General features: G+C 64.0%; 20 protein-coding genes. 7 read left to right on the top strand and 13 right to left on the bottom strand.

Annotated elements, in window-relative coordinates; all coding sequences use genetic code 11:
* Window positions 1–13 precede the first annotated feature (13 nt).
* The 5 genes from B8446_RS16010 (at window position 14) to B8446_RS06870 (ending at window position 4,636) form a co-directional block, all read left to right on the top strand.
* Window positions 14–484 (top strand): nitrate reductase associated protein, encoded by a 471-nt coding sequence (locus B8446_RS16010; RefSeq protein ID WP_048848611.1) that lies wholly within the window; start codon window positions 14–16, stop codon window positions 482–484.
* Window positions 457–1,668 (top strand): molybdopterin molybdotransferase MoeA, encoded by a 1,212-nt coding sequence (locus B8446_RS16550; RefSeq protein ID WP_084712146.1) that lies wholly within the window; start codon window positions 457–459, stop codon window positions 1,666–1,668. Before B8446_RS16010 ends, B8446_RS16550 begins: the two co-directional genes overlap by 28 nt.
* Entirely contained in the window at window positions 1,658–2,686 is a 1,029-nt protein-coding gene (gene moaA / locus B8446_RS06880; RefSeq protein ID WP_241767673.1) for a GTP 3',8-cyclase MoaA, read from the top strand. Before B8446_RS16550 ends, moaA begins: the two co-directional genes overlap by 11 nt.
* Window positions 2,676–3,272, top strand: a complete 597-nt coding sequence (locus tag B8446_RS06875; protein ID WP_241767672.1) for an NTP transferase domain-containing protein — start codon at window positions 2,676–2,678, stop codon at window positions 3,270–3,272. Before moaA ends, B8446_RS06875 begins: the two co-directional genes overlap by 11 nt.
* 62 nt (window positions 3,273–3,334) lie before the next feature.
* Window positions 3,335–4,636 carry a hypothetical protein gene (locus B8446_RS06870; protein ID WP_048848607.1) on the top strand — a complete coding sequence of 434 codons (1,302 nt, stop codon included), beginning with the start codon at window positions 3,335–3,337 and terminating at the stop codon, window positions 4,634–4,636.
* Here B8446_RS06870 and B8446_RS06865 read toward each other — a convergent pair.
* The 11 genes from B8446_RS06865 to B8446_RS06815 all read right to left on the bottom strand — a co-directional run bounded on the left by B8446_RS06865 (window position 4,584) and on the right by B8446_RS06815 (window position 16,050).
* A complete protein-coding gene (locus tag B8446_RS06865; RefSeq protein WP_048848605.1) occupies window positions 4,584–5,843 on the bottom strand; it encodes an FAD-dependent oxidoreductase in 1,260 nt (419 codons plus the stop codon). The two genes, B8446_RS06870 and B8446_RS06865, sit on opposite strands and share 53 nt — an antisense overlap.
* Window positions 5,840–6,559 carry a 3-oxoacyl-ACP reductase FabG gene (gene fabG / locus B8446_RS06860; RefSeq protein ID WP_048848604.1) on the bottom strand — a complete coding sequence of 240 codons (720 nt, stop codon included), beginning with the start codon at window positions 6,557–6,559 and terminating at the stop codon, window positions 5,840–5,842. Before fabG ends, B8446_RS06865 begins: the two co-directional genes overlap by 4 nt.
* The gene (locus B8446_RS06855) at window positions 6,556–6,999 is read right to left on the bottom strand and encodes a phosphotransferase (RefSeq protein WP_048848603.1); all 444 of its coding nucleotides are present in this window, start codon (window positions 6,997–6,999) and stop codon (window positions 6,556–6,558) included. The genes fabG and B8446_RS06855 overlap by 4 nt, the downstream gene beginning before the upstream one ends.
* Complete coding sequence (locus tag B8446_RS06850; RefSeq protein WP_053053744.1) at window positions 6,996–7,775, bottom strand: beta-ketoacyl synthase chain length factor; 780 nt, start codon at window positions 7,773–7,775, stop codon at window positions 6,996–6,998. The genes B8446_RS06855 and B8446_RS06850 overlap by 4 nt, the downstream gene beginning before the upstream one ends.
* The gene (locus B8446_RS06845; protein ID WP_048848601.1) at window positions 7,772–8,974 is read right to left on the bottom strand and encodes a beta-ketoacyl-[acyl-carrier-protein] synthase family protein; all 1,203 of its coding nucleotides are present in this window, start codon (window positions 8,972–8,974) and stop codon (window positions 7,772–7,774) included. The genes B8446_RS06850 and B8446_RS06845 overlap by 4 nt, the downstream gene beginning before the upstream one ends.
* Window positions 8,971–11,310, bottom strand: coding sequence for an MMPL family transporter (locus B8446_RS06840; protein WP_048848599.1), 2,340 nt, complete (start codon window positions 11,308–11,310; stop codon window positions 8,971–8,973). The genes B8446_RS06845 and B8446_RS06840 overlap by 4 nt, the downstream gene beginning before the upstream one ends.
* Window positions 11,307–11,885, bottom strand: a complete 579-nt coding sequence (locus tag B8446_RS06835) for a LolA-related protein (protein WP_048848597.1) — start codon at window positions 11,883–11,885, stop codon at window positions 11,307–11,309. Before B8446_RS06835 ends, B8446_RS06840 begins: the two co-directional genes overlap by 4 nt.
* Complete coding sequence (locus tag B8446_RS06830) at window positions 11,882–12,787, bottom strand: hypothetical protein (RefSeq protein ID WP_048848595.1); 906 nt, start codon at window positions 12,785–12,787, stop codon at window positions 11,882–11,884. Before B8446_RS06830 ends, B8446_RS06835 begins: the two co-directional genes overlap by 4 nt.
* Entirely contained in the window at window positions 12,784–14,409 is a 1,626-nt protein-coding gene (locus B8446_RS06825; protein ID WP_084712143.1) for an AMP-binding protein, read from the bottom strand. Before B8446_RS06825 ends, B8446_RS06830 begins: the two co-directional genes overlap by 4 nt.
* On the bottom strand, window positions 14,409–14,696 hold the full coding sequence (locus B8446_RS06820; RefSeq protein WP_276325075.1) for a phosphopantetheine-binding protein: 288 nt from the start codon (window positions 14,694–14,696) through the stop codon (window positions 14,409–14,411). Before B8446_RS06820 ends, B8446_RS06825 begins: the two co-directional genes overlap by 1 nt.
* Before the next feature lie 550 nt (window positions 14,697–15,246).
* A complete protein-coding gene (locus B8446_RS06815) occupies window positions 15,247–16,050 on the bottom strand; it encodes a glycosyltransferase family 2 protein (protein WP_048848590.1) in 804 nt (267 codons plus the stop codon).
* 93 nt (window positions 16,051–16,143) lie between these two features.
* Between B8446_RS06815 and B8446_RS06810 the strand changes: the two genes are divergently transcribed.
* Entirely contained in the window at window positions 16,144–16,887 is a 744-nt protein-coding gene (locus tag B8446_RS06810) for a class I SAM-dependent methyltransferase (RefSeq protein ID WP_048848588.1), read from the top strand.
* A 596-nt stretch (window positions 16,888–17,483) separates the two neighbouring features.
* Window positions 17,484–20,597 carry a TonB-dependent receptor plug domain-containing protein gene (locus B8446_RS06805; protein WP_048848586.1) on the top strand — a complete coding sequence of 1,038 codons (3,114 nt, stop codon included), beginning with the start codon at window positions 17,484–17,486 and terminating at the stop codon, window positions 20,595–20,597.
* 671 nt (window positions 20,598–21,268) lie between these two features.
* Here the strand turns inward: B8446_RS06805 and B8446_RS06800 are convergent.
* Complete coding sequence (locus tag B8446_RS06800) at window positions 21,269–23,482, bottom strand: TonB-dependent receptor (RefSeq protein WP_048848584.1); 2,214 nt, start codon at window positions 23,480–23,482, stop codon at window positions 21,269–21,271.
* A gap of 206 nt (window positions 23,483–23,688) precedes the next feature.
* Window positions 23,689–24,840, bottom strand: a complete 1,152-nt coding sequence (locus B8446_RS06795; protein ID WP_084712142.1) for an NTP transferase domain-containing protein — start codon at window positions 24,838–24,840, stop codon at window positions 23,689–23,691.
* Window positions 24,841–24,880 lie beyond the last annotated feature (40 nt).

Here is a 24,880-nt window from a genome sequence, read left to right as displayed (position 1 = left end):
CGCGAAAGCAGCGATGCTGTTTGACTTTGAAAGCGATTTCGCAGGTTCGCTGCGCTGCATCCCGATGATCGTGCGCATGAAGCTCGACCTGTGCGGCATCAAGCTCACGCTTCGGCAGTGGAGCCGCTTTACGCACGAGGACCGCGTTGCCCTCACCGATCTCGCCTGTTCGACGCCCTCGGAACGCGAGACCTACCGCACGCGCGTCCTGGCGCTGATCGAGGCACGCAGCGAGGAGCCAGTGCGTTTCCTGCCCGAGGAAACACATGACGACTGGCAGCGTTCCGATCGGATGCCTGATGCCGTGACGCTGCAAGCTCAAGCCGATCTGATCGCTCCTCCCACCGCCGCGCAGTGGGCATCGTTGCTTCCCTTGCAACGCTTTGCCCTTATCAAGCTTGCCCGGTCGAAGCACGAGAACGAGAATTTCGTGCCGGCCATGAAGGAATTCGGACTGTGTCGCGCCAGCACGGACGCAGGCTGATGCTGGAAGTCAGCGAGGCAGTCGACCTGATCGAACGCCATGTCGGCAATTTCGGGACTGAAAACATCCCGCTGGTGGCTGCTGCGGGACGCATCCTCCGGCAGGCGGTCGATGCCGAGCGGGCACTGCCACCCTACGACCGCGTGATGATGGACGGCATCGCCGTTCGGCATGGTGAAGGACGCGTTTTTCAGGTCCTCGGCGCCCAGCGTGCCGGCATGCCGGCGCAGCGGCTGGACCGGGATGATGCATGTCTGGAGGTCACTACCGGCGCGGTTCTGCCTGAAGGAGCCGACGCCGTCATCCCTGTCGAGCGCCTGATCCGCAATGGCGATACGGTGACGCTGGAAGACGGCTATGTCATGGAAGCCGGGCAGTTCATCCACAGGCGCGGCATCGACTGTCAGCAGGGTGCGCGGCTTCTGGACCCCGGGCTTCGTCTGAATGCCCCGGCGCTGGCCGTGCTCGCCGGAAACGGGTGCGCCAACGTCGAGGTCGCGAAGGTGCCCCGGATCGGCATCGTCTCAACGGGAGACGAACTGGTGGCCGTCGATGCGCCGGTTCGCGAATGGGAGATCCGCGCCTCGAACGACCATGCGATCGCCGGTGCATTGCGGGCACGCGGTTTCGACGACGTCAGCTTCGACCGGATCGTGGATGATCTGGACGCGACTGTTGCGACACTCGGCGCGCTGCTCGATCGCTGCGATGTGCTGGTCCTGAGCGGCGGCGTCTCGATGGGCACGTTCGACTATGTTCCGCGCGCGATGGAAGCCCTGGGCGTGACGCGCATTTTTCACAAGATCGCCCAGCGCCCCGGCAAGCCTATGTGGTTCGGCGTCGGACCACGAGGCCAGCGCGTGTTCGCTCTTCCCGGCAATCCGGTCTCGGCCCTGACCTGCTGCGTCCGTTATGTCGTTCCAGCCCTGCTCTCGGCGCAGGGTCTGCTGGCGAAGGAGCGGTTCACGGTCAGGCTGGACGCCGAAGTCGCGCTCATCCCGACGCTTGCGCGCTTCGTGCCGGTGCGTGTGCACCACGATCAGGCCGGGCAGGCCTTGGCGCATCCCCTGCCCATGCCTACATCGGGTGACTTCAATCATCTGGCGACGACCCACGGGTTCGTCGAACTGCCGAAGGGGGAGCGCGCTCCGCCCGGCACACACGCGGTGTTTCATGGCTGGTGACGCAACACTTCCTGACCGGTTCGGCCGCCCGCTGCGGGATCTGCGGATTTCGGTCATGGACCGTTGCAACTTCCGCTGCCCCTACTGCATGCCGGAATCAACCTATCACGAGAATTTCCGGTTTCTGGAGCCGAAGGAACGGCTGAATTTCGCGGAAATCATCCGGGTTGCACGGGTGGCCGCAGATCTGGGGGTGACCAAGCTGCGCCTGACCGGTGGCGAGCCGCTCCTTCGCCCCAACCTGCCGGATCTCGTGGCCGAGCTGGTTCTCATCCCGGGGATCGAAGATGTCGCGCTGACGACCAACGGGGTGCTGCTTGACCGTCATGCCGAAACACTGCGCGCGGCCGGCCTGCACCGCATGACGGTCAGTCTGGACAGCCTCGATCCCGCGGTTTTCGCGCGCATGAGCGGTGGTCGCGCACAGCTCGCACAGGTGCTGACGGGCATAGAAGCCGCCCGCGCAGTGAATTTTCCCGGCGGGATCAAGATCAATGCCGTCGTGCAGCGCGACATGAACGATGCAGGCGTGCTCGATCTGCTCGACTATTTCCGCAACACCGGGATCATCGTCCGGTTCATCGAATACATGGATGTCGGCAACCGCAATGGCTGGCAGCGTGACGAGGTCGTACCCTCGCGGGAACTGCTCGCCATGATTGATGCACGCTGGCCTCTGGAAGCGCTTTCGCCGGCCTATCGCGGCGAGGTCGCACGGCGCTGGCGCTATCGCGACGGCGCAGGCGAGATCGGGTTCATCTCCTCCGTCAGCGCGCCGTTCTGTGGCGACTGCTCGCGCGCGCGCCTGTCATCCGAAGGCCAGCTCTATACATGCCTGTTCGCAACTGCCGGCACGGATCTGCGCGTACTCCTGCGCGAAACCTCCGATGATGCGCGCCTTCGCGAGGCCTTGGGCCGGATCTGGCGGAAACGCGACGATCGCTACAGCGAGGACCGTGCGGCACAGCGCGCGGGTGCGGCCGACGCCAAGATCGAGATGCATTATATTGGCGGCTGACGGGCCGCTTTACGGCCTGGTGCTCGCAGGCGGAGCAAGCCTGCGAATGGGCGCTGACAAGGCGGCCCTGACTTATCTTGGTCGCCCTCAACTGGCACGTGCTTACGACGCGCTGATATCCGTCGTCGATCACGCGTTCATCTCGGTTCGACGGGAGCAGGCCGACGATCCGCTCCGCGCCGCCTATCCGCAGATCATCGATACGCTGGCCGATGCCGGGCCGGCCGCCGGCCTGCTTGCGGCGCACAGGGCCTTCGCGGATGTCGCCTTGCTCGTGGTGGCCTGCGACATGCCCCGTCTGGATGCGGCGACCCTTGCGGCGCTGGTAGCCGCTCGCGACCATCAGTCTTCAGTGACCGCTTACCAGAGTCCTCATGACGGGCGGCCGGAACCGTTCTGTGCGATCTGGGAGCCGGCCGCGTTGCGCCGGCTGCAGGACCTCGCGGCAGAGGGACATTTTGGCCCCCGCCGCGCCATGCTGGCGACCGACACACGCCTGATCGTGCCTGCAGATCCGGGACGGCTCGACAATATCAATACGCCATCGGAGCGCGCACGTGTGTGCGACGGATCCCATGAAAGCTGATGAAGCCATGAGGCGGGCATGGGTTGCCATGTCAGGCAATTTGCCTTCAGAACCGGTCCGGAATGAGACGCGACCGGCCAGCCAGACGAAATGCATCGCCCAAGGGCCTGCTGCCCGCACTTACCCTGGCCATCTGCCTGTCGGCGTGTGCACCACCCGATTTCCGCGTGCCCGGCGCCATCTCTCCTTCCGCAACCTATGATGCCCTGTTTCCTGACTACATCGAGTTGTGCGCGGTATCGCAGATCGCGAAGAAGCCGGGCTTCGGTGCGGACATCGCGGGAGGACCGGGCGGCCATGCCGTGCTGTTCCTGCAAGGAGCCTGCCTCGATCGCTCCTCCGGCTATCCTGTCCTGAGGCATTGCAGCGGTCGTGGCACCGGTGTCAGCATGAATGCCCATTTCACCAATGCGAACTGGGTCGGGGTGTCCGATCGTGACTTCTTCTTCGACGGAATCCTTTCACATGACGGCGCGCTGACACGCACGGACTATCTCGCGACGAAAGCCGAAGCCCGGCGGCGCGGTCTTTACTCGGCCATCGGCTTTCATGACTGGGCGGTCGCGGATCGCCCCGCCGGTGTTCCACGCGATGACTGGAAATACGAGGTGTCGATCGGCACGGACTATGCCGTCGCCTTCGGCCGCGCCCGGTATTGTGCCCGGCTGCCGGTCACGAGCGCGCAGATGACGCGCACCATCGATTTCCTGAACGCCCGCAACGCGGTGTACCGGTCCGGGCAGCGGGTTTTCGATTCCAACGTGCTGCAGGACAATTGCAGCCATCTCAACCACAATGCGATCGCCGCCACGGGCTTCTGGAAACCGTGGCCGATCAATCAGTTCATCGTCTCGGCGGCCCTGAGCTTTCCCGTCCCGAAAAACGAGCTGGTCAATCTGCTGGATCGCGAGCAGAGCCATGATCCCGGCGATCTCGACGGTCTCTATCATGACAGACTGACGCGGGAGACCTTGCTGGCGGACGGCTGGCTGCCGCAGGAGCCCGGTGTTCTGGTGGACTCAGCCCCCGTCCATACGCCCAATGATGTCTATCGCACGAAACTGTCTCTCATTTTCTACGACGATCCCGTGTTCGGGCATTACCCTCGCGCCTTCACGCGCGATCTGAACGATGCGCGTAACCATGACCTTGCGACAAACCTGCGCTGGTATCAGGCGACATACGCAGCAATTGCACGCTGCAGACGCCCGCTGCACTGGTGGCTCAAGCGGGAGCCTGCTGATTTCTCGCGATTCTACAGCGCATATTACGCATGGCTCGAACGCGAGCAGGCCGTCGTTGCGCGGGGTCTCACAGCGCTGAACGGCGCCGACGCCACTGCTTCAGGCCAAACACGCCCCTGAACAGCGCCATGGGCACGCGCACGCGCGGGCCGGCTTCGAAATCTCCCGCCAGAAGCGCTATGATCGCATCGCGCATCCGCAGGAAATTGCGCGGATGCATGAAGAGCTCGCGCAGGTCGGGCGTGTTGATCCGGTAGATCAGCCATGAAATCCGCCGCATCTCGCGCCGTGTCCGACGCTCCGCCAGACGCGCCGCTCGCGCCCCCGCCTCCGCATCACGCAGCCACGCCCGGGCAACGACTGCGCCGCGACGCGCGCTTTTCATGGCCAGCAGCACGCCGGACGAGAACACCGGATCGAGAAAAGCGTAGGCATCGCCGATCAGGTAATAGCCCGCGCCCCAGGATTTCTCGGCACGATAGGAGTAGTTCCCGGTCGTCGCGAGCGGCGCAAGCGGCTCGGCCCGCGTCATCCGTTCCGAAACGCTCGCGCTGCCGGCGACCTTGCGCCAGAACAGATCGGCGAAGCTCCCGCCCCGCTCAACAAACGCGCTGCGGTTACCGACGAAGCCGACGCTCATGACATCGTCCGGCAGCGGAATCATCCAGAACCAGCCGTCCTCGACAAGATGGACGGAGATATAGCCGCCCATATCGCCGGCGCGCCGCGGCACGTTGCGGAAGTGACCATAGACCGCGGCCGTCGAATTGTTCCGGTCGGATATGCGCCGGCCCAGACGATGCGCAAGGAAACCGTCCCGTCCGGACGCATCCAGCACGAACCGCGCCGCATAATGGTGCATGGTACCCGAGCTGTCCCGGGCCATCAGGATCGAGCGTCCTTCCGGCACGATGCGCGCCTCGATGACCCGCCTGTCTTCCCGGGTCTCGGCGCCATTGGCGGCCGCGTTACGGAACAGCAGCGCATCGAAATCAGCGCGTCGCACCTGATAGGCATGATCGTCCCGCGCGCCGATGGCATGGCGGAACGGAAAGGCCAGAGCCCCTTCCCCCGTATCCGCCACGAACTCGGCTCCCGGCTTGTGGACGCCCATCCGCTGGACCTCATCGAGCACGCCCAGCTCGCGCAGGAACGGCAGGCTGCACGGCAGCAGGGATTCGCCGATGTGAAAGCGCGGATGCTGCTCCTTTTCGAGCAGCACGACATCAACCCCGCGTCGTGCCAGCAGTGTCGCCGCCGTGCTGCCGGCCGGACCGCCGCCGATCACCAGCACGTCGCATTCCCGCGTGGTTTCCGAAATGCTCATGCCATGCCGCCGTTGATTCCAATTGTCTGACCCGTGATATAGGCCGACCGTTCCGATGCCAGGAAGGCGACCAGATCCGCGACTTCATCGGGCTGTCCTGCACGACGTGCGGGCACCATGCCTGCGATCTGCTCCGCCGAGATGATCGTATCGGTCGCCGGCGACGCGATGATGCCGGGCGCCACCGCATTGACCGTGATACCCCGGCTTGCCACTTCGCGCGACAATGACCGTGCAGCGCCTTCGAGCCCGGCTTTTGCAGCGGCATAATTGACCTGCCCACGATTGCCGAGTTGAGCCGCGACTGACGACAGCACGACGATGCGTCCCCATCGCGTGCGGGTCATCGGGAGGAGAAGCGGCTGCACCACGGCATAGAATCCGTCGAGCGAGACAGAGAGAACATCACGCCATTGCGACGCGCTCATCCCGGCCATGGTGACGTCGTCATGCGTTCCGGCGTTGTGCACGACGACCTGCGGCACGCCGTCCGCCAGAAGCGACTGCATGGCAGAGCCGGTCGCCGCGATATCGGACAGGTCGCAGCCGAGCGCCTCAGCGGACGCGCCCTGCGCCTGCAACTCGGCTACCAGCGCCTCTGCCCGCGTCCGTGAGGCATGCGCATGGACGATCACATGCAATCCATCAGACGCCAGCTTGCGGCAGATCGCAGCACCGATCGGGCTTGCCCCGCCCGTCACCAGAGCGCGCTTCATGACAGGGTGCCCGAAGCGCGCAGCATCACCGTGCCCCGTCCGCTCACGAAACGCGTGCCGGCCTCCGTCGAGACCGTGAAGCGATAGATCAGGCCGGCCTGATCGGCCTGTTCGCGGAAAACCTCGATCCGCAGCGTTTCATATGCGGGCTCATCGAGGCGCTCGCAGGCCAGATCGAGATCGCGCAGGCCGGCGAGATAGCCCGGCGGCCCGCCATGCGGTGCCGTCAACGCCCCATGCAGGGCCGCAGCCTGCATTGCCATTTCCGCTCCGACGATCGGCCCGAGCCGGCCGTGCTGACGCAATGGATTGTCGGACAGCAGATGCGCCCGGGTCGTGGCGACGAGCGTCTGTGCATCCCATTCGGGGCACGCATCGATCAGGCAGCTCGCCCCCTGATGCGGGATGAGACGCAGGATGGCCTGCCGATCCAGCGTCATGACAGGCGCACCGTCAGATGCCCGGGCCGACAGGTCAGGCGCACCTGTGTCGCATCTCCGCGCGCGATGGCCGCGAGAAGCGGCAGGCTCCGCGCGGCCGGATTGAAATGTGCCATGTCGTTCAGTCGGTCGATCTCAAGTGTATCGTCATCCATCCTGCCCGCCCCATACTGCAGATCGAGCTGCATGTGCCCCGCCCCGTCCGGGTCGAGCACCAGTGCGCAGGCAAATGCGCTTCGCGTGATGCGAACTGTCCCGATCGGGCCCGGAATGGGCTGGTCATAGGCCACGAACAGGACCGGCCGTTTCTCGATCACGGCTTCGGCCGCAGCTCTCATGAGGCCTTGCGCGAACGACCAGTCGTAACATCCCAGGGCGGTTGCCGGTGCGATCGAGCCGTGACCGATCGTCCAGTAGCCCGCTGCGGCATTGTGGACCGAGTTGTGAAACTGGGTCGGCGATACTTCGCCGGCGCCGGCGACGATGGCGGACAGGATTGCATTGACGACGGGCCCGTCGCCGTTGGAGGTCGCGAACACCGATGCGAGTTCCGCCGGGTCCATGTCGGCATGGACGCAGGCCTCTGCCGCCGCCGCAAGCGCCAGCCGTGTCACGGGACCGCAGCGGCGTCGCTCGTTCGGCGGCAGACATGCGGGCGCCGGCGGGGGCAATTCGGCGTCGGCCAACGGAACATTGCCACGCAGAACGGCCTGCCCCTGTTTCCACCCGGCAAGCCCCGGTCCCCAGAGCCCAAGGCCCCGCACGCCGATCTTCATGGCGCCGCTCCGAAGATCAGGCTGCAATTCGTGCCGCCGAAGCCGAACGCGTTGCTCATGACGTGTCGCACCGATTTCTTCACGTTGCGATCCAGGACGCGCGACCGGAACGCCGGATCAATGGAGGTCACGTTCAGGCAGCCCGGCAGGAGCCCGTCCCGCAGGACGATCGCTGCGATCATCGTCTCGACAATGCCGGACGCACCCAGCGTGTGCCCCGTCCAGCCCTTGGTCGATGAACATGGCACGGCGGTGCCGAACACGGCGGCCACGGCGGTATCCTCCATGGCGTCGTTCACGAGCGTGCCCGTGCCGTGGAGATTGATATAACCGATGTCTTCCGGCGCTAGGCCGGCCCTCTCAAGCGCCGCCTGCATCGCCACGGCGGCGCCGCGTCCTTCAGGATCGGGCGACGACATATGATGCCCGTCGCTACTGGCGCCATAGCCGAGAAAACGCGCGAAGATACCGGCCGCGGTACGGGCATCGCGCGCACCTTCGCGCTCAAGCAGGGCGAAGCCTGCTCCTTCTCCGATCGAGATCCCCTGCCGATCTGCATCGCAGGGTCTCGTCGCGGTCGGCGCGACCAGGCCCAGCGACGCGAACCCGAGCAGCGTCATCCGGCACAGACTGTCCGCACCGCCGACCACGACGGCATCGCACAGACCTGTCTCGATCCAGTAGCGCGCGTCCACGAAGGCGCGTGACGACGACGCACAGGCGTTCGAGACCGTCAGCAGCGGGCCGCCCAGATCCAGTGCGGCCGCGACGTAACGCGGCAGCGAAAACAGGTCCTGCGTATGGGACTGGTCGAAGTCCGCCGGCAGGGCACCGGTTTCGCGGTCGTGCGCCAGGCAGGCGTCTTCGGCACTCAGGATGCCGGATGTCGAGGTGCCGACGACCACGCCGATGCGCGCAGGCCCATAGAAGGATGCAGCCTGTGTCACGGCACCGGCAAATCCGTCGAGGCGCAGCGCCATGTCGGCCAGCCTGTTGTTCCGGCAGTCGAAGCGGGCCAGCGCGTCCGGCAGGGCATGCGCCTCGACGCCCTCGACACGCCCGACGAAGCCGGTCGCCAATCCGGCGAAGTCACAAGGAGTCAGCCCGGAGCGTCGTGATTGCAGCGCGGCCCGCAAGGCATCGATACCGGCACCCGCGGCACTGATCGCGGTGCCGGCGGAAATCACGAGAGGGGTCATCGGCCGTTTGTTGTCGTACGGTCCGGCAATTGTCCAGCAAGCAGAAAGCCGAACAGCATGGCGAGCGCGACGCCGCCTGCGACCGTCGTGCCGATTTCCTGCAACAGGGCCGACTGGCAGAAGCCGAGCAGGCCGAAGGTCAGGATGGTCATGACGTTGCAGGTCAGAAGCGTGCGCATGGTGCGGGCCCGTTCATGGCCATCGAGCTGGGGCCTTGCAAGGAACAGGGCATAATCCAGCCCGACGCCGAGCACGAACTGGATCGAGACCAGATGGATGAGCGACAGCGGGGCTGCGCGCAGATCGAGCATGGCCAGCAGCACGATCATCGCCGCACCTACCGCCGCCAGCACGCGCGCGATCCGGCGCACATCCCGCAGACCGATCGTCAGGACAGCCAACGCCAGGCCTGCGCCTGCCGCCATCCAGCGCAGGGCAAGCCCCGTGTGATGGGCCGTCAGACCATTGACGGCGTCATGCAGATCAATGGCCATTGCGTCCGGGTGTCCCGCGAACGCTGCCATAATGGCGGTCCGATCTCGCACCGCTTCCGGCAGAACCAGTCCCCACCAGCCATCGGCACGCTGGAACAGCAAGGGCGCTATTGCCGCGCCCAGTGGCGTATGCGCCAGATCCGCTGGCTGGAGAGGGCTTTGCCGGCGCGAGGCTTCGACATCGGCCATGAACCCGTCGAACGCATCCGGCTGGAACGGCAGACCGGCCAACGCAGTGCGGACCGAGGCGCGCAGGGCGGCGCTGTCGGGCAACGCCAACGCACGGGCGTGCTGGCGCGCGATCGAGGGCGAGAACTGCGCGGCATCTTCAAAACCGGAGACGGCGCCCTTCGCCCGGAGACGATCGAACACCGGGATCAGTGCTTCCTCCCGCTCCAGCACTTCCTGCGCGCTGGTGCCGCGGACCGCGATTACAAGCGACGGATCGGGTGCCCCAAGTTCGCGGCGCAGGGCGACATCCTGTGCGCGCGCCGCGGCCGGGATCGGGCTCAGTGAGGACACGTCCGTGTCAGGCACAGGCGGACGATGCCAGAGAATCACAAGGGCCGCCGCGACCGGCAGCACGCAGACTGCGCGGGCGTGACGCCATCGCTCGGCGCGGGCAAGCAGCGTGGATGGCCCGCTGACAGACGGTGCCAGATCGGCCGCCACGATCAGGCGCGGCATCAGATGCAGCGTGACGAGTGCGGCCGTCAGAAGCCCTGCCGCCGCGAAGACGCCGAGTTGCTCCAGCCCGGGCAGGCCGCACAGCATCATGCCTGACAGTCCAAGCGTTGCCGTCAGCACGGCAAGGCGCAGGCTGGCTGCAATGCGGCGCAACGTCGCCTGAGGTGCCTCTCCCGCATCCCGATGGCCGATCAGCAGCACCGGATAATCCAGCGCGACGCCAAGCATCGTCATGCCGAAGCCGAAGGCGATTCCGTGGACGTACCCGAACACCAGCCGGACCACGACCATCGCGACAGACAGCGACAGCAGGAACGGCACGCCGATCGCCGCCAGAACCCAGAGCGAGCGGAACCGCCAGTAGAGCACCCCGATGACGAACAGGGTGGAAAACACCGACATCAGTTCGATGTCGTGCCGCATGCCGGCGGCACTTTCGACCGCGAAGGCCGCCGGCCCGCTGAGCACCAGCCGCGCATGTCCGGGATGAGCGGCTGCGAAGGCAGCCCGGATGCCATCCTGCGCGCTTTTCTGGCCTGCGATGTCCATACCGGATGCGCGCGTCCGGATCAGAAGCAGCGCGCGATGCTGATCGGGCGCGAACCAGACACCGTCCTCGAGACGCGCGTGCGTATCGGGCTGGAGGCCCTGCATGGTGCGCAGGAACGCATCGGTCGGATCACGCAGGACGATGTCCTGCAGCACGGGCTCGGCCGAAGATCCGAGCGTGTCAAGCGCGCGACTGAAATCCGCATCCAGTGCGGGCGCACTGAAATCATGCGCCGGACCGTCGGGAGCCAGAAGGTAGCGGCGGGGGAAATACAGATCCCGTATGGCTGCGCTGTCGTCCGGTGCGATCGATCCGTTCAGGACGGCGGCGAAGCGCGCGTCACGCACAAGGGAGGCCTGCAACGCCCGGCTCAGTCTTGCCAGTTCGGCGTCGTCCGCGCCGTCGATGCCCACCGACAGGACCGTCCCGGCAATGCCGCTGCGGACCTCGCGCAACAGGAAGCGTGTCGCGACGTCGTGCCCGGACGGCAGGAATCCTGCCATGTCGAGCCGCAGCGGGATCAGTCGAAAGACCAGAAGCGCCAGTGCGACCGAGGCCGCCAGCGCGAGGCCGAGCTGCCTCGGGTCCCGAACTCGTGGCCTCAAGGGTCGATCGTCGTCGTCTGCACGTCGCCGTTGGCCTGCACGACGCGGACGGACGCGATCGCGTTGTTATGCCCGACCATCGTGACCGACTGCACGAACCGGGCCACTTCGGGCCGCGCAGGTGTCAGTGTCAGCGTCCATGAGCCAAGATCGCCCGCCGCATCGAGCCTGTAATATTGCTTCAGCAGCGCCGCATCGCCTTCGAGCGGTCCGCGCAATGTCGCCACTAGCAGCGCAAGCCCGGGGTTGTGGGCCGCATCGACCAGCCGTGCCGGCGCCGTGCCGCGCGTGATCGAGATGGTGCTTCCGTTGACGACCAGATCTTCCGGCCGCGGTGCCAATGTCTTCTTCTCGATGTAGTCGGGTCGACGGAACAGCAGCACGCCCTGACTCCGCAACGGTGCGGTCAGCGCCCGGATCTCGCGCGTTTCGTGGAATGTCTGCTGACGCTGCGGCACCTGTCCGAGCCGGGCCATGATCTCGTCGCCCAAAGCACTCGAGTTGCCGACGGAAGTGGCAGCATGCGCGTCCTGCAGTGCGAGCGTTGCGAGCAGCAGGACAATGGGCGATCTCACGGCAGTTCTTTCCAGAAGTCGTAGAAATTGAACCACGAGAACGGATTGCGACGGCACAGGTTCTCCATCCAGGCCACGTAACGATCCAGCCCGGCATCTACAAAGGCGCGACGGGGCGTCACCGTGTCGGGCGAAATGCCCAGCGGTTCGAACCGCACGTCATAGGTTCCGTCCCGAAGGCGGAGTGCGCGAAACAGCACGACGGGCGCTCCCGTCACTGCCGCAAGCCGCAAAGGCCCTTCCGGCAGGTCAACTGCCCCGCCCAGAAGTTCTCGCTGCAGGTATCGGCCGATGTCGGGCGCCCTGTCGCCCAGCATGCCGACGACCTCGTTCCGCCGCAGGGCTTCGGCGACACGCAGCATCGTGTCCGGCTCGCCGATTGGGATGATCGCGTCCTCGTATCCCGGATCGAGTGCCTCGAGACGACGCGTCGCACCGCCTACGATCGCGCGATACATCAGGATCCGCATGCGGATCCGCACGTCCCGGCCCACAGCGCGCAGAGCCTCGAAGGATCCGATATGCGCGCCAATCAGGATACAGCCGCGCCCCTCGGACAGTGCATCCAGAATGGCTTTGCCGCCCGACACGCGCGTCAATGGCGCCGCATTGGGCTTGCCCAGGAAATAGACGCGATCGAGAATGACGAGCGCGAATGCCTGGATATGGCGCAGGCTCTCGATCCAGGTCGGCGAGCGTCCAAACACACGCCGCAGATAGGCGCGCGAACCTCGGCGCGCCGTCCGGTGCGTCAGCAGGTAGTAGAGCGACACGGGCCAGATCAGCCGTGACAGTCGCCTGCGCCCCAGACGTTGGGCGAGTGCCACGAGCACGGCCATCGCAGACTGGTTGCCGAGTTCAGGAAGAACCCATGTCGCGTCCCGTCCGGCCGATCCTCTCATCTGGAGATGACGGCGCGCAGGACGATCGCATCGTCCTGCCGCCCGGTCAGTCGCAGCTTGTCGCCATCATCCTTCAGAAAGAACCTGACCTGCATGTCCGACCCTACGGGACGGACAAACTTGACGAGATCGATCCGCGCCGGAGGCTTCACGCCTGCGAGCGTCATAGCGGCATCGAGCAGCATCACACCCGGCACGACCGGCAGTCCGGGGAAATGCCCCGGAAGCGCTGCATGATCACCGGCCACGACGAAATCACCGATGAACCGCTCGGACGACGCTTCTGCCAGCTCCCGCAGGGCCTGCATCGTCAGCTTGCCCACCGCATTGCGGGGCAACACATCCACGATCCGCACGGCGCGCGGCAGGAATGCCGGCTCGACGACGGCGCGCAGCCCCTGCAGGACCTCCTGCGCGGCGACGCCTTTCACGGATGCGAAGACCTGCATGCGCGCACCTGGTCCGTCTTCCGGCGGCGGCAGAAACGCGCCGTCCTCGACGCCCGGTATCGCCAGAAGCGCCCCGTTCAGTGCCGCAAGCGACGCACGCTTGCCGCCGAGCTTCACCATGTCGCTCAGGCGTCCAAGCAGGCGAAAGCCGCCCGCGCCATCGGCTTCGACGACATCCGAGAGCGGATATGCGGGCGCGCCGGGTGCTGCAATCGTCGCGGTCTCCCCTGTCGCGTCCAACATGACGCCATCGTAGAGCTGCCAGCGTGCACCCTCGATCGTACGCCGCAGGGCGACCGATCCGATTTCGGTCGCACCATAGATCTCCATCACCGGCGCATTCAGCGCGCTCTCTGCCTCGCGCGCCAGCGCCTCGTCCAGAGGCGCTGCCGCGGAGACCACACGGGCAGTCGCCGGAAGGACGAGGCCCGCGCGAATGAGGCTGCGCAACTGCAACGGCGTCGTGACCAGAAGGCGGGGCGCAGGTGCCGAGGCAAGCCGCGCCTGCCAGTCCGCCGGATAGAATGCCGGACCGACGGCCGTGGCGCCGCGCGTATGCAGCGCCTGCAGGACGAGTGTCTCGAACCCGTACATATGATAGGGAGGCACGGTGCCGATCGCGGTCGCAGGCGCGGTCTCCGGATCGAGCAGCACACGCGCGGCGATGCTGCGTGCGACAAGCGCGCCCCAGCGCTTCTCATGTGCAACCGGCGCGCCCGTGCTGCCGGACGTGAAGACGACAGCGACCAGCCGGTCGGCAGGAATCTCAGGATCATCGGCGCATTCGGCACCAGCGCCATCCGTCCTCGGCAGGATCAGGGCACCGTCGACGGCCTGATCCGTGCCCTGGTCGTCCTCGAAGCCGACGCACGTCGCATCGTGGGCCCGGGCTAGCGCCAGGAACCGCGCGGGCGTCCTGTCGCTGGACAGCAGGACCGGATGACCGCGCAGGATCGCAGCCAGAAACAGCACGGTGAAGCCGTGAACACTGTTGCACAGCGGCACGATCGGCGTGTCGGGCAATGCAGCGGCCGTTGCATGGGCCGCCTTCAGCAGCTGCCGGCCGGTCAGCGGGCCATCGGCCGTGTGGAACACGGCGCGATCAGGATCATGGACGAGCCGGAAGTCGAGATCATGATCCACGGCCGAAGCCATGGATGGGCCGGCGTTCATCACCCGGCCTCTTGCCCTGCCTGAACATAGGCGCTGAGCGCGCGAAGGGAGCTGAAGATCCGCTTGTTGTCAGGGTCGTCCGAACGGAGCATGATTCCGAAATCGCGGCCGACCATGAGCGCCACTTCCAGAGCATCGATCGAGTCGAGACCCAGACCGTCGCCGAAAAGAGGCGCTTCGGGATCGATGGCCTCGGCGGCCACCTCGAGCTGCAGGGCCGCGACGAGACGCTCGGCCATATCGTGCTCGAACGGCGTTTGCATCACGGTCGAGGGGTGCGTATCCACGAGTATTCCAATGGTGAACCAGACTTGAGTGCCCTGCTACCACGCCCGCGACCCGACGCAAAGCGAGCGACGACGGGGAGTGCCCTGCTGATCGCAAGCGTCCTCCTGAGCCATCTCCTGCCGGTCCGGCCTCTCACGGCAGCGAGCATCCTGGCCATTCAGGCGCTCGGACTGGCTCTCGTGACGGGACGATTGGTCCTGTGCTGCGTCCTCGAAGTCCTGCTGGCGCCGGCGGTGCTGCGCTGGCCGCAGGAAGCCCGGATCGCGGACGCTGTTCTGATCTATGCGGCAGCGCTCGGAGCGCCGCTCATTGCATTCTCGGCCACGCTGAGGCCGGGAGCGGAGCCGCTTGTGTCATCCCTCGCCCGCCGCGTGCATGGCGCGCTGCGTCCGGATGTCGCCCGTTACACACGCTGGCTGACAGGGATCTGGTGCGGGCTCTTCGCGGCCAGCCTTCTGGCGCCTGTCGTCCTGCTGGTCACCGGGCCCGCAGGCGCGTGGCGATGGCCGATGAATGGCGGCGCTCTGGCGGCCGCAGCCGTGCTGATGCTTACGGAGTATCCGATCCGCCGTATCGTGATCCGCGATTTCGACCACGCGTCCTTCGCGCAGTCTGTCGCAACGTTTCGTGCGCGCAACGCAGAAGCCAGCAGAGACCGAGGCGCAAATGCATGAATGTCAGGCGCAGATTGTCCCGCCCATAGCGGAAATGGGAGATCCCGCCTTCGCCGCGTGAGAGATATCGGACGGGGACGGCCAGATTGACGGCCGGAACACCCGCCCAGCACAAGCGCACCGCCACTTCCGGATCGAAATCGAATCCCCGCATGAAGAGGCTTTTGCGCAGGACGGCAAGAAGCGAGGCCACTGGATAGATCCGAAAGCCGAAGAGTGAGTCGGCAACAGCGCCGCCTGATTCGATCCACGCGCACGAATTGGAGCCCAGCCGTCCCCACACGCGCAGGCGAGGCGCTTCCGGCCCGAAGATGGGCTTGCCCAGTATCATCGCATCCGGTTGCCGTTGCGACGCTTCAATCAGCCGCATGATATGGCCGGCAGGATGCTGCCCATCGGCGTCCATCGTGAGAATATGCGTAAATCCGGCCCGGCTCGCCTGTTCGGCCCCGGTCCGGACCGCCCTCCCCTTGCCCGCATTGCGCCGACACCGCACGACGCGCAGACCCGCGTGGTCGGCCTTGAAATCGGCAAGCCCGCTCTCGCTGCCGTCCGTGCTGCCGTCGATGACGACAAACACGTCCGGCCAGAAGGCCAGCGCCCCCAGGACCGTCGGGACCAGCAGGGCCCCGGAATTATAGGACGGAATAACCACGGCGTAGTGCGCATTCATCGCCATCACTGCTGCGCGCCTCTCGCTTCGCGTTGCGGCTGTGCCTTATAGGCCTGTTGCGATAAGAGCCATACGCCCTGCCGGAGAAGCCCAGAACCGATGTCCGAAAAAGAACCGCATCCGCCGCATCCGCTTCTCGCCGCCTATTACGACAAGATGGAAAAACGACCCGCATTCGTTCGGGCAATCTTCGACCGCACGGCCCGTCATTACGACCGCATCAATGCAATCTTCTCGCTGGGAACAGGCCGCTGGTATCGACGCTGGATGTTGCGGCAGGCCGGTCTGAAGGCAGGGGATCGCGTGCTCGATATCGCGACAGGCACGGGGCTTCTGGCGCGCGAGGCCGCCGCCATTGCGGGTCCGGCTCATGTGACGGGTCTCGACATGAGTGCCGGCATGCTCGCGCAGTGCCGACGAACTCTGCCCATCGCCCTGGTCCTTGCCGATGCGCAACAGCTTCCGTTCGCGGATGAGAGCGTCGATTTCCTGAGCATGGGCTATGCCCTGCGACATGTCGGCGATCTGGACCGGGCTTTCGAAGCATTTCGCGACGTTCTGAAGCCGGGCGGCCGCGTGATGATCCTCGAGATCGGGCAAGCGCGTTACAGCCTCGCGCGCACCGTGCTCAGGTTTTATCTCGGACGGGTCGTGCCCCTGCTGTCAGGTGTCGCGGCAAGCAAGGACAGCGGCACCCTGATGCGTTACTATTGGGATACAATTGCAACATGCGTGCCGCCTGCTGAAATCATATCGTCCCTGAAAAGAGTTGGTTTCTCCGATGTCAGGCAACAGACATCGCTGGGCGTCTTTCATTCGTATACCGGTCGCAAGGTGTCCTGAACCTGAGGTTATCAGAACGCTCGCCCCTGGTCACACTATCGTTTCGTCGAGTCTTGATCACATTCGCAATACGAGCCCTTCATTACGTTCTGTTGCTCGACTCGGACCCGACCCAAAGTCATTTGATACTGGAAACATAAAGTCATACATCGTTTGCAACGAACGTGACACTTCTGCAACATAGGTTGCAATTGCTCTCTTTTATGTAATAAACCGTATTGATCCCCGAGCCTGCCATGTGCGACCGATGATCGCAGTGACGACAATGTCCAATGCCCTGCTCAAGGAACGACTGCATCGATCAAACCGACTTCGCTGTAATGCGCGGCAGTGCCACGCATTCGTAAAAGTGCTGGAACGTCCAGGAAAAATCTCCGGGCAGATTTGAATCCTGACGTCACGCGGCTCGTGTATCCGGATCGGTCCGGATCTGAATATGCGGCAGTACAGGACGCACAACGGCGGTCGTTTTATCGAGCAAATACCGAACGGCAGATGCGGTTGGACCATTGCGTGTAACTGAACATCACATTTGAAGCACGGGGCGTCGCCGCCCGCGCTGTTTCCGTTGCACATCAGCATCGAAGGAAATCTCGATGGGCCATTCATTGCGGTTTCGCAAAAGGATCCTGCTGTCGACCAGCCTTGCGGCAGGCTGGCTCGTGGCAGGCGTTGCGTCTGCTTCTGCTCAGACCGCTACTTCTCCCAGCGTCGCCTCCCCTGCGACCACTCATGCCAAGGCCCATCACGCGCGCAAGCGGCCCGTGAAGCAGGTCGTGCGTCCGGCTGCCGCCAGCGCGGTGCCCGCACCGGCGGCAACCTCCACGACGCCGTCCGCGCCGATCACGGCCCAGGATCGCCGGACGCTGAATGCGTCCGTTGCAGCACCGACGCCGCAGCATGAAAGCATCGTGGTCACGGGATCGCTGTTCCGGGATCCGAATATCCAGAGCGCCTCGCCGATCGTGCGCATGACCGCGAGCGAGTTGCAGCAGCGCGGCATTCATAACGTCACCGATGCCCTGCAGTCGCTGTCGTCCAACGGCGCGGGCAACCTGACCAACTCCTGGTCGGCCGGCGGCGGTTTCGCGGCAGGTTCTTCCGCGCCATCGCTCCGCGGCCTCAGCACGGACTCGACGCTCGTCCTCATGGACGGCCAGCGTCTGTCCTACTACCCGCTGGCTGACGACGGCGAGCGCAACTACGTCGACACGAACTGGATGCCGTCCTCGATCATGCAGTCGGTGGACGTCCTGCAGGACGGCGGATCGGCCACATACGGCGCCGACGCCGTCGCGGGCGTGATCAACTACACGACGCGCAAGGAAATCAAGGGCTTCGAAGGTAACGCCGAAGGCGGCCTGAGCCAGCGTGGCGACGCAGGACACCAGAAGCTTTACGCGACCTACGGTTTCGGTGATCTCGACCGCGACGGTTACAACGTCTACGTCAACTCCGAATACCAGCAGGACGATCCGGTGTGGTATCGCCAGCTTCAGGCGCCTTATAACAACGGCGATCTCACGGGGCTCGGCGGAACGAACGGGAACACCAACGTTCTTGAAGGCGGTTCGATTGCCAACTTCAACCAGACTCCCGTGCCCAGCGCACGTGCTGTCGTCAATGGCGTGCCGACAGGCCCTGCCCGCCTGATCAACCAGCAGGCCGGCTGCGGCTCGCTCGGCAGTGTCGTGACCGGTTCCGTGTATTCCGGCGACAACGGCCAGACCCAGGCCTGCACGCAGAACAGCCAGCGTTATGCGCAGGTGGCGCCGTCGCTTCGTCGTATCAACGCGACGATCCACGGCACCGTGAACGTCAACGATCAGTCTCAGCTGGTCACGATGTTCAATTATTCCCAGACGCTGACCGATCTTGCTGCCGACGGCCCCTCACCGGCCCGCGCCTACACGCAGAGCCTTGGTGCGTCCACGCTGCAGACCTACGAGCCGGTTCTTCTTGCCAATGGTCAGCTGAACCCCAGCAATCCCTATGCCGCGCAGGGCCTGCAGTCGACCGTCTACGGCGACATGCCGAACATCGTCAGGCATACCACCGAGTACAGCCAGAACTTCCGCGGGTCGGCTCGTTATTCGGGCTTCCTCAACTCGAACTGGGGCGGTGACTGGAACTACGACGTCAACTTCGTCGGCATGAACTCGACTCTGGACCAGACGAACACCGGCTATCCGTATATCAGCCATCTCCAGAACGCCATCAGCACCGGCGCATACAATTTCTATGATCCGTCCGCGACGCCGCAGTCGGTTCTTGACTACATTGCGCCTGCCAACAAGATCCATGCCTTGACCAAGGAATACTCGGGCGAGGCAACGATCAACAAGGGACTGTTCAAGCTGCCCGGCGGCATGGTTCGCCTCGCCATCGGTGGTAACATCCGTTACGAATACCTGAATGATCCGAGCGCCAACCCGGCAAACCTGGCTGACCCGGCTGAGCAGTATTACAGCATCAACCCGGTCAACGCACATGGCCATCGTTGGGTCGAATCCGGCTTCTTCGAACTCAACGTGCCGATCGTAAAGATGCTGAACGCGGACGTGTCCGGCCGCTACGATCATTATTCGGAAGGCTTCTCGCACTTCTCGCCGAAGGTCGGCGTGCAGTTCAAGCCCATGAAGGAACTGACGCTGCGCGGGACGTTCTCGCGAGGTTTCCGCGTTCCGAGCTTCGCAGAGACCGGTGGCAGCAACGTCGGTTATACGCCATTCCAGGTCACGAATGCTGCATGGCTTGCCCAGCATCAGGTCGGTGGCGCGCCAGACGCGTATGCCCAGAACTATTATCTCGGCATCAACACGGTTGGAAATCCGAACCTGAAGCCGGAAATCTCGACCAACTTCAACGCTGGGCCGGTCTTCACACCGACTCGTTGGCTGACGATTTCGGCTGACTACTACTATATTCGCAAGAATCACTACATCACGTCGGATTCGACCGGCTATCAGGACTGGGCCAATGACTGGGCGGCAGCCTATGCCACAGGCGGAGCAAGCGCTGCCGCACGCGCAGTCCCGGGCACGGTCACGATCACGCCGAACCCGGTCGACACGCAGAACCCGAACGGTGCCCCTGCACCCGGTATCGTCAATGTCGGCTACATCAACGCCAACAAGATCTATACCGACGGCGCCGATTTCTCGATCCAGGCCAATACCAGGCTCCCCGGCGCACTGCATGACGTGCGCTGGATCAGCCAGGGCAATGCGACGTTCGTGCATCGGTTCAACCTCGTCCTCCCGGACGGCACTGTGAACCGGTATGCTGGAACGCTTGGTCCGTACGAAGCCGTTTCGGGCTCGGGAACGCCGAAGTGGCGCGCCAACTGGTCCAACACGTTCATCTACAAGAAGCTGTCGGTCACACCGACGGTCTATTACACGAGCGGCTATCGCAACGTTGCTGACGATGCGCAGACGGGCAGCTCGACCTCGGGATGCGCCAACGTTCTCGCAGGCAACAACTTCGTTCCCTACCGTTGCCACACCAAGGGCTTCTGGGACGTCGACCTGACCGTCAACTACAACGTGACCAAGCGCTGGTCCGTGTATGCCAACGTCTACAACCTGCTCGGCTTCCGGGCACCGTATGACTACGGCACATACGGCGGCTACCTCTACAACTCGTCCTGGTCGCAGCAGGGCGTGATCATGCGCTCGTTCCAGTTTGGTGTTGTCGGCAGCCTCTGATCGACTGCAATCCAGACCCACTATCGAGGGGCGGCTCCATGGAGCCGCCCCTTTTCGTTTGTCGGGCCGAGGAGCTTCGGCGAACGACTGAATATCGTCCAGCCCGAACATGTCGTCGGCCCGGGCCGGAATGGCGCTCATCCGGAGCCTGTGCAAGTTCAAAGAAAATGCCGTGGACGATCTGCCGGCAGGCACTCGAACTGCTCGAGGCAGCGTTCGCCCGGATCCGGCTCCGGTCTCGGCTGCTTTGCGCATCCATCTGCCCGCAGAAAACCGGCACCTGGGGGGAGTATCCGACGCGGCGGGTGCCTGATGTCATAGCTGCCTTGGGCTAGCCTACGCGCTGAGCTGTTGCATCTGCTTCGTGGCAATCGCCGATCGTCGCAGCCTGGCAGCCTGGCAGCCTGCGGACTACCTTACGTCTTGCCGCGCGTCGGCTCTATGGATGCTTTTTGTGTTCGGCACGCACGCCACTGAACGACGCTGCAAATCGACTTCGGTCTGAAGAAGCCGGACTTGTTCTTGATCGTGGGTCGAGTTTTCGCATCCGACATAAAAGTCTTCAATGTTGATGCTTCCGGACGACGCTGTTCTACATCGTGCCTTGGGCTGGTCGACCGGGATGGACCCGGCCGAGGCTTGCGGCATAAGGCGGCATCATGCCGCCCAAATCAGAAATCCAGTTCGATCGTGAAGTGGTAGATGCGCGGCAGGCCCGCAACGGCAGCATTGGTCGCACTGCCGCCACCGTTGATGCTGGAGGGATAGACCGACGCCCAATAGCTCTGGTTGGTGACGTTGTTGACGCCGAACCGGAAGACGATCGGTTCATCATAGACACGTGTCGCGTAACGGGTGCCGAGGTCGAGCGTGACATAGGACCCGGCGAATGTCGTGTTGGTCACATTCGCCGCGCGGCGCCCGGTATAATGAACGTTCGCGTTGACGGCAGCGCCGCGCAGGAACGGCAGACGATAGTCGACGATTACGTTCGCCTGAACAGGCGGAACGCCAACGACTTCCTTATGCGACGTGCTGGCAACCCCGGTGCTGCCCAACTGGGCATCCATCCAGGTCATGCCGCCGAAGACGCTCAGGTCGCGCGTGACGCTGCCAGCTGCCTGAAACTCGACACCATAGTTGCGCTGGTTGCCGAACGTGCCGAACACGTTGGTCGTCGGATCGGTGTATCCGTATGGCCGCGTCATCCGGAACGCCGCGACATTGAGCTGCAGCCTCTTGGAGACGAGGTATTTGTAGCCGACCTCGTATTCCTCGGACCGGAGCGGAGCCAGGACCTCGTTGACATTGGCCGCGCCGGCCGGCGCCGTCGGACCAGCCTCGAGCGCACGTCCCCAGGTGAAATACGCACTCTGATTGGCAGCGGGCTTGTAGATCAGGCTCGTCATCGGGCTGAAGGCCGCGTTGCGGCTGTAGCTCGAGGTCTTCACGTTCCTGGTGTTGTAGTTGTTGGTGCTGAGCCAGCTCCAGGCGAGCGTGCCCATGATCGACCAGTGCTTCCCGAGCGAGATGGTATCGCCGGCCAGCAAGGACTGGTTCGTGGTGTCCGCCGACTTGTAGTTTCCCGAGAAGTAGGGCTGCGGACTGGAGACGACCTTCGGATCGTTGATGTTCGCCTTGCCGAGGCTGAATGACTGACCCAGTGTCGGGTTGTAGTTCCCCATCGTGTAACCGTTGGAGCCCAGCTCAATCTCGTGCTTGAGCGGTCCGGTGTAGAAACGCCCGTTCAGATAGGCGAGATTGCTGCCGACCTTGAAGTTCTTGGCAGTGGCCGCTGCGGAGATCGTCTGGTTATAATCTCCCCGGTTGTCGGTCAGTTGGTTGGCGACCGTGAACACATCGCGATAGGCGTTCTGATACAGGCCGCCGAGCGTCAGGCTCCAGTCATCGTTGAAGTGATGGATGATCTTGGCCAGCGCCGTGTTCGTTTCAGCATTGTAGCCGCCCTGCGACTGTCCGTATCCCCGGTTCGACAGATCCGGCGCATTCGGAAGCTGGATTGTGGGACCATAGGAGAACTGTCCGGCAAATCCGCGTTCGGCATAGCTGTACTGGCTTGCATCGATCTGGATAACCGTGTTGGGCGACAGGTGAATATCGAAGTCGCCACTGACCAGATTGCGGCGGATGTGCGAGCCCTCGACATAACTCATGCCTTGCTGGTTCAGCAGGTTCAGACGATAGCCGAACCAGCCGTTCCGGCCCACGCGACCGGAAAAATCTCCGCTTTCCAGCGGCGCGCCAATCGAATCGACGCCGACCGTCAGTCGCTCGGTCATCCGGTCCGTCGGGCGCTTGAGCGAATAGTCGAATGTCCCCGCCGGGTTCTGCGGCCCATACAGGGCGCCTGCCAGACCGTTCAGAACCTGAAGGCTGTCGAACTGTTCCGCGGCATACGGCGTGGTGATGACCATGTTCAGGCCATCCATCCGCGAATTGGACACCACGTCGGCCTCGAAGCCGCGAGACTGCGGGCGGCTGGTGTTGGGGTCACCGCGGATCTCGAGCTGCACGGACGGCATGTAAGCCGCGAGATCGTTGACGTTTCGAGCCTGCTGGTTCGCAATGATGTCCTGCGTCACCGTCATGATGGAAAACGGCGTATCCAGGATCGAACGGTTGCCCAGCGGACCAAGCGACGCCGTCGTATGGTTGTACTGGGCGTTGGTGCCGGTCGCCATGCGACGATTAACCGTGATGTGCTCACCCCTGGCGGCCTGAATCGTGTTGTCGGACGATTTTGAGGCAGGGTTTCTGGCCGTCGTGGCCTGTCGGGCCGGAACGGGCGTCAGGGCCGTCGTCTGCGCCATGGCTGCTGGGGATACGATGCTCGCAAGCACCGTCGCACCGACAAAGACAGCCATCCGTTTGGCAGGGTACATTGAAACTCTTTCGTCAGGGCCCGGAAGCGAACGACTCCCGGTCGTTCGTTTGTGTTCCCTGACGGTCCCAGAATGAATTGTCCAGCATGCCATCCAGTTTTATGGAGCTGAAACGGCATCGTTCGAAATGATTAAGTCATTGATAATATTCATAATTATAGTTTGTGTTTTTACATTCCGTGCCAACCTCACGAATTCGTGAGGTTGGCACGGGCCTGACGCAAAAGATCCGTCACAACGTTCTCGAAACGGGCGTTCGGGTCCGCGTTGCACAGGTCGAGCGCGGTTCGCAGCAACGCGATTCCGATACGAGCCGTCAGGACAGGTGCAACGATGCCGCGGCCCGCCAGCGCATCGGCCACTATCGTCTCCCAGCGGGCAAACCCCGCCAGAGATAGATCCTTCACGTCGCCCGCCCCTGCCCGCGCGATCGTTCCCAAGCTGATGCGTGGCCGGTCGTCACTTGCGAAGCGCGCAAAGCCGTGTTCGAGAAGACCAGCCGTTGAAAGGCCGGCCGGTGCGTCCCGGATGGCAGCCCCAAGGGTTTCCCCGACATCGGTCATCCATGCCAAAGCGATGTCGGACTTGCTGTCGAAATAACGAAAGACCGTCCGCCGGGACGTTTCAGCCGCCTTGGCGATGTCGTCGAACGACGTCTCGTCATAGCCGTGCCGGACGAACAGCGTATGCGCTGCGTCCATCAGCGTCTGGCGGGTTTTGGCATGCTTGATGACGCGCGCCGGCGTCGCGGACGGGGCATCGATCCAACGGTTCCTGATCGCGGTAGCCAGTTCGGCGGGCGTGTCCAGATCGAAGCCCATATGCGGCGCATCGACTAAAACGATGTCCTCGACCTTTGATTTCCATATCTGGCCGAAGCCCCGGTCTCCTTCGAGACGCTCGGCATGGCGCACTGTCGCGGCTGTCACGACGGCCGGGATGCCGAACGCTTCGCGGTTATACCGCGTGACGACATCGCGCGTATCGGATGCCTTCGCGAGAAGGGCCTGAAGATGGGCGGGATCGAGACGGCATTGATCGACCGCCGCGAATAGAACCGGTGCGGCGTTGCGTCGCAGCGCGCGTGCCGCAGCCTGCACGGAAGTCGACAGCCCTTGCCGCCAGTTCGGGTTATGAACAATCTCGACGTCCAGCCCATCCAGATGGCGCGCGATGACCGGGACGTTGACGACCACGAACAGACGCTTCGGGGACGTGTCGAGCAGCAGGCGCGCCATATGCCGGATCAGCGGCTCGCCGTTTATCGTGAGTTCCTGCTTGGGTTGTCCAAGGCGCTGACTACCGCCCGCGGCAAGAAGGACTGCTTTGTGACGTCTCATGGCGCTCCGGCATGACGCTTCGGGATGGGAAGATTAGGCT

The organism is Tanticharoenia sakaeratensis NBRC 103193, from assembly GCF_000963885.1.
GTDB lineage: Bacteria > Pseudomonadota > Alphaproteobacteria > Acetobacterales > Acetobacteraceae > Tanticharoenia > Tanticharoenia sakaeratensis.
Note: the sequence above shows the minus strand (reverse complement) of the source record. Positions and strands in the feature narration are given on the sequence as shown.